The sequence below is a fragment of the Pseudactinotalea sp. genome (genome assembly GCF_048594945.1).
Lineage (GTDB): Bacteria > Actinomycetota > Actinomycetes > Actinomycetales > Beutenbergiaceae > Pseudactinotalea.
This window is the reverse complement of the sequence record NZ_JBMDXJ010000526.1, coordinates 1-4913: the sequence shown is the minus strand read 5'-3', so window position 1 is coordinate 4913 and position 4913 is coordinate 1. Positions and strand designations below refer to the sequence as shown.

The following is a 4913-nucleotide window of genomic DNA, read 5'->3' as shown; positions in this document are numbered from 1 at the left end:
ACCGCCTTCGCCAATCCGGTCGGCGACGTCATCTTCATGGTCGGCCTGCTGGGCATCGGTGTCGCGATGATCGCCGGTGCCGGCCTCCGGATCGCCGCGATCGGCGGCACGCTGCTGATGGCGTTCATGTACGTGGTGGCGCTTCCCTGGATCGCCGGCGGCACCAACCCCGTGCTGGACTCGCACTGGGTGGAGGCGTTGCTGCTGCTGATCGCCGCAGTCACCCTCTCCGGTGACACCTGGGGACTCGGCAGGTGGTGGGCGAACACGAACATCGTCCGCAGGAACCCCTGGCTCCGCTGACCCTCCCGTGAGCCCCCGGCCCCTGGTGCCGGGGGCTCACTCGTGTGCTGCGCCCACCTACACTCGACGCCGTGAGGGGAGCCGACGGCGAACGGACCGCGTCCGACGACGACGCCTGGGCACCTCGGAACGGCGAGCAGGACGTGCGCACGGTGAGCCCCGACGCGGCGCCGGAGCCGCAGCCGGTCGAAGCTGCGTCGACGCCGTCGGGCACTCTCGCGCGGCACTCGGCGCGCAGCCGGACATGGGCCGAGGTGTTCGCCTCGTGGAAGGCCCCGGCGGTCGCCGTGACCGGGCGCACGCGCGAGGCGATCGAGACCGATCTCCTGGCCCGGCTAGTGCGCCCGATCCCGGGGTCGAACCTCACGTCATGGGTGGTGACCCTGCTGGTCACGGCGGTGGCGGCGGTGCTCCGGCTGCTGTATCTGGGCCGCCCCGGCCGCGTGGTGTTCGACGAGACGTACTACGTCAAGCAGGCCTACTCGCTGCTCGCGCTCGGTTACGAGGGCGACTGGATCGAGGAGAACGACGAGCAGCCGAACGAGCGGTTCGCGGCCGGCGACTACTCGATGCTCTCGGACGAGCCGGATTACATCGTCCACCCGAGCGTGGGCAAGTGGATGATCGCCGCCGGGCTGAAGCTCCTGGGCCCGAACGACCCCGTGGCGTGGCGGATCGGCGCGGCCATCACCGGCACGCTCATGGTGCTGCTGCTGGTCCGGATCGCGCGGAGGCTGTTCGCCTCCACGACCTTGGGGGCGACGGCGGGGCTGCTGCTCGCGATCGACGGGAACCATCTCGTGATGTCCCGGATCTCGATCCTCGACATCTTCCTCGCGTTCTGGGCGCTGGTGGCGTTCGGCGCGATCCTGCTGGATCGAGAACAGTTCCGACGGCGGCTGGCTGCCCGTGCGGCCACCGAGCTGGACGCCGACGGCGTGTACGGCGACCCGTGGGGACCGCGGGTGGGTTTCCGGCCGTGGCTGCTGGTGGCGGGCATCGCGCTCGGGCTCGCGTGCGGCGTGAAGTGGTCGGGGATCTACTTCGTGGCGGCGTTCGGATTGGCCGTGGTGGCGTGGACGATCACGGCGCGCCGCTCGATCGGTGTGCGCTACTGGGTGGGCGCCGGCGCCCTGCGTGACGGGGTCCCCGCCTTCCTGCTGATGGTCCCGGTGGCTGCGGCGACCTATGTGCTCACCTGGGTGCCGTGGTGGCTCAACCCCGGCTCGTACATGCGGCAGTGGGCGGCCACGACCAACGCCGCCGCCGAGGTGTCCGAGCGGCCGTGGATGCCGGACTGGCTGAACTCGTGGTGGGAGTACCACCTGCGGATGTGGGACTTCCACAACAACCTCACGAGCGAGCACACCTACCAGTCGCACCCCGTGGGCTGGCTGATCCAATGGCGGCCCACCTCGTTCGCGTGGCGTTCGGTCGAGGAGGCCGACGGCGCCTGGCAGACCTGCGGTGCCGACCGGTGCGCCGGCGCGATCCTCTCGGTCGGGAACCCGGTGATCTGGTGGGGCGCGGCGCTCGCGCTGATCCTCGTGCTGTGGGCCGCGATCCGCCGCCGCGACTGGCGCGCGTGGGCGATCCTGGTGGGTTACGCGGGCGGCTACCTGCCGTGGTTCGCCTACGCCCACCGCACGATCTTCACGTTCTACACGGTGGCGTTCGTGCCGTTCGTGGTGCTGGCCCTGACGTACGGCCTCGGCGAGTTGATCGGACCACGGGAGGTGCCACTTCGGGAGCGGCGCCCCGGCATCTGGGCCGCTGCTGCCGTGGTGGTCGTGGCGATCCTCGTCTCGGCGTTCTTCTGGCCGATCTGGACCAACCAGTGGGTGCCGTACTGGTTCTGGCGCCTCCACATGCTGCTGCCCAACTGGGTGTAGGGCAGTCCTGCCCGGCTCCGAGTCGGCTCGCGTTCGCCGCGTGGGGTGGAGCCGCGATCTGGTACCTCGTCGCCGACGTCGGGTGGCTGATCAGCCGGATCGGCTGACCGCCACCCTCGCGCCGCTCACTCGGGGGTGTCGCCGCCGAAGGAGTCGGTCGCGGGGTTGCCACCCGTGCGCAGGCCGCGCTCGAGGCCGTCGATCGCGTCGATGTCCTCGGGCTCGAGGTGCACGCCGAGCGCGGCCCAGTTCTCCGCGATGCGCGACGGCGTCACGGACTTGGGGATGACCACGTTGCCTTGGGCGATGTGCCAGGCGAGCACGACCTGGGCCGGGCTCGCCCCGCGACGCGCGGCGATCTCGGTGAGCACCGGGTCCTCCAGGAGGCCCTTGCCGGAGCCGAGCGGGGACCATGCCTCGGTGACGATCTGGTGCGCGGTGTTCCACGCGCGCAGCTGCTCGATCTGCAGGTAGGGGTGGCACTCGACCTGGTTGAGCACCGGGGTCACGCCGGTGGCGTCGATGCTCGGCTGCAGGTGGTCGGCGTGGAAGTTGGAGACCCCGATCGAGGTGACCGCGCCCTGCTCGTGCAGGTGCACCAGCGCCTTCCAGGTGTCGACGAACTTCTCGAGTGCCGGTGCCGCCCAGTGGATGAGGTACAGGTCGACCTTGTCGACGCCGAGCCGCTTGAGCGAGGCCTCGTAGGCGCGCAGCGTGGAGTCGTAGCCCTGGTCGGCGTTCCAGACCTTGGTGGTGAGGTAGATGTCGTCGCGAGCGATGCCGGAGCCGGCGATCGCGCGGCCGACGCCGCGCTCGTTGCCGTAGATCGCCGCGGTGTCGATGAGTCGGTACCCGACGCGCAGCGCCTCTTCGACGGCGGGCTGTGCCTCGTCGTCGGGCACGCGCCAGACGCCGAAGCCGAGCTGCGGGATGGTGGTGCCGTCGTTGAGGTCGACATCGAGCGGGTGAAGGTGTGAAGTCACGCGCAGCAGGCTAGGGCATCGCGGCGACTCCGACTGCCGTGGGCCGGTCAGTTCCCAGGCAGCGGACGGGCGGTGTGAGCAAGACCTCGCGACTCCCACAGCGCCGCGTGCGCCGGCAGGTCCTCGGCGAAGGCCTCCCAGTCGCGCACCTCCGGGGCCGACCAGGCCACCTCGGCGATCGCGGCCAGGCGCGGCAGCAGCATCGAGAAGAGGTGGTCCTCGGTGCGGATCGTCTCGGTCCACAGCGCCGCCTCGACGCCGAGGATCGCCTCGGCGGGCAGGCCGGGGATCAACGTGTCGGGGTCCCAGTCGTAGGAGTCGCGCACGTCGACGAGGCCGGCCCAGTCCAGGCCGAGCACCGTGTCGGCGTCGTACTTCATGTCGAGGTAGGCGCGGTTGCCCGGGCTGAGGATCACCTGATGCCCGCGCCGCGCAGCCGCGACCACGGGGGCCGGGTCCGCGTTGGAGTCCCACAGCTGCACCACCGAGCGTGAGTCCTGCAGCGAGGCTGCCGCCTCCTGCCAGAACACCGGCCGCTTGCCGAGCCGCAGCACGAGCGCCTCGACGTGCTGCACGAACGTCGCGTACTCCTCGGGCCGCAGCAGCCGCACCTCGTCGCCTCCGACGTGGACGAACTCGCCAGGGGTCTGGTCCACGAGCGCTCCGACGGCGTCCTCGAGGAAGTCCTTGGTCTCGGGCAGCTCGAGTCGGAGTGTCGAGTGACCTACCTCGGTTCCGGTGTAGACCTCACGCGGCAGGCCGTTCTCGTTGAGCGCCGGCACCGCGTGCAGCGCCGCCGCGGTGTGCCCCGGCAGGTCGACCTCACCCACGATCGTGATCCCGCGCTCCGCCGCGTACGACGTCAGCTCCGCGAGTTCCTCCGTGCTGAGGAAGCCGCCGGGTCCGCCGTCGACCTCCGAGCCGCTGGAGCGCTCGATCAGCTCGGGCAGGCGCGGCACCTCATAGCGCCAACCCTGGTCGTCGGTGAGGTGCAGGTGCAGCACGTTGAACTTGTAGAGCGCGGCGAGGTCGATCACCTTGCGCAGGGTCGGCGGGCCGAAGAAGTGGCGCGCGATGTCGATCATCAGGCCGCGCCACGGGTAGCGCGGGGCATCGTCGATCTCGAGCGCGGGGATCACGCCGCCCGCGAGCTCGGCGAGCTGGTGCGCTGTGGCGTGAGCGGCGGCCACCCCCGGCGAACCCTGGGCACGGTAGATCAGCGACGACGCCGACGCCTTCAACGAGTAGGAGGCATCGCCCGGTTCGTCGAAGGCGGAGCCCCACATCGAGACCCCGCCTTCCGGGACGACGTGCGGCTCACCGTCGCCCAGGTCGAGTCGGGCAGGTGCGGGAATCAGGGGAAGGCTCACGGGGCGATTCTTCCCACATCTGCCGACCCGGTTCCACCCCTATGCTCGCGGGCTCCCGAGGCGGAACTCGCGCCGGAACCGGACCAGCAGGGTGAGGTCGCGGACGAGGCGACCGCCCACGCCGTCGTGAATGTGAGTGAACATCGCCAGGGTCCGACCCGGCGGCGTGATCGTCCAGCTCGCCCGCGCCCGAGCCGGACCGGCGTTCCACATGCGGTGCGCCGTGCGCGCCGGGATCTCGAGCCGTTCGCCGACCCCGAGCGTGCGACTGGGATGGCCACCCACCTCGACGGGGAGCGCCCCGTCGAGCACCTCGACGGTCTCCACCGGGGGGGGGTGCCAGTGGGTCCGCGGCGGCGCGCCCG

The 4913-nt window shown here is 71.0% G+C and carries 4 protein-coding genes and 1 pseudogene; 2 read left to right on the top strand and 3 right to left on the bottom strand.

Annotated elements, in window-relative coordinates:
* Together ACOJSN_RS23845 and ACOJSN_RS23840 are read left to right on the top strand one after the other, a co-directional pair.
* Positions 1–303: pseudogene (locus ACOJSN_RS23845) on the top strand (DoxX family protein); the annotation flags it as partial.
* Positions 304–374: 71 nt separating this feature from the next.
* Positions 375–2195: a dolichyl-phosphate-mannose--protein mannosyltransferase gene (locus tag ACOJSN_RS23840; protein WP_420114974.1), complete on the top strand. Its 1821-nt coding sequence runs from the start codon at positions 375–377 to the stop codon at positions 2193–2195.
* A 125-nt stretch (positions 2196–2320) separates the two neighbouring features.
* Here the strand turns inward: ACOJSN_RS23840 and ACOJSN_RS23835 are convergent, their stop codons facing one another.
* From ACOJSN_RS23835 to ACOJSN_RS23825, 3 genes are all read right to left on the bottom strand, one after another.
* On the bottom strand, positions 2321–3178 hold the full coding sequence (locus ACOJSN_RS23835; protein ID WP_420114973.1) for an aldo/keto reductase: 858 nt from the start codon (positions 3176–3178) through the stop codon (positions 2321–2323).
* Positions 3179–3225: 47 nt separating this feature from the next.
* Entirely contained in the window at positions 3226–4548 is a 1323-nt protein-coding gene (locus ACOJSN_RS23830; RefSeq protein WP_420114972.1) for a family 20 glycosylhydrolase, read from the bottom strand.
* Positions 4549–4587: 39 nt separating this feature from the next.
* Positions 4588–4913 (bottom strand): cupin domain-containing protein (locus tag ACOJSN_RS23825; protein ID WP_420114971.1); only part of this gene is annotated, 326 nt, incomplete at its 5' end.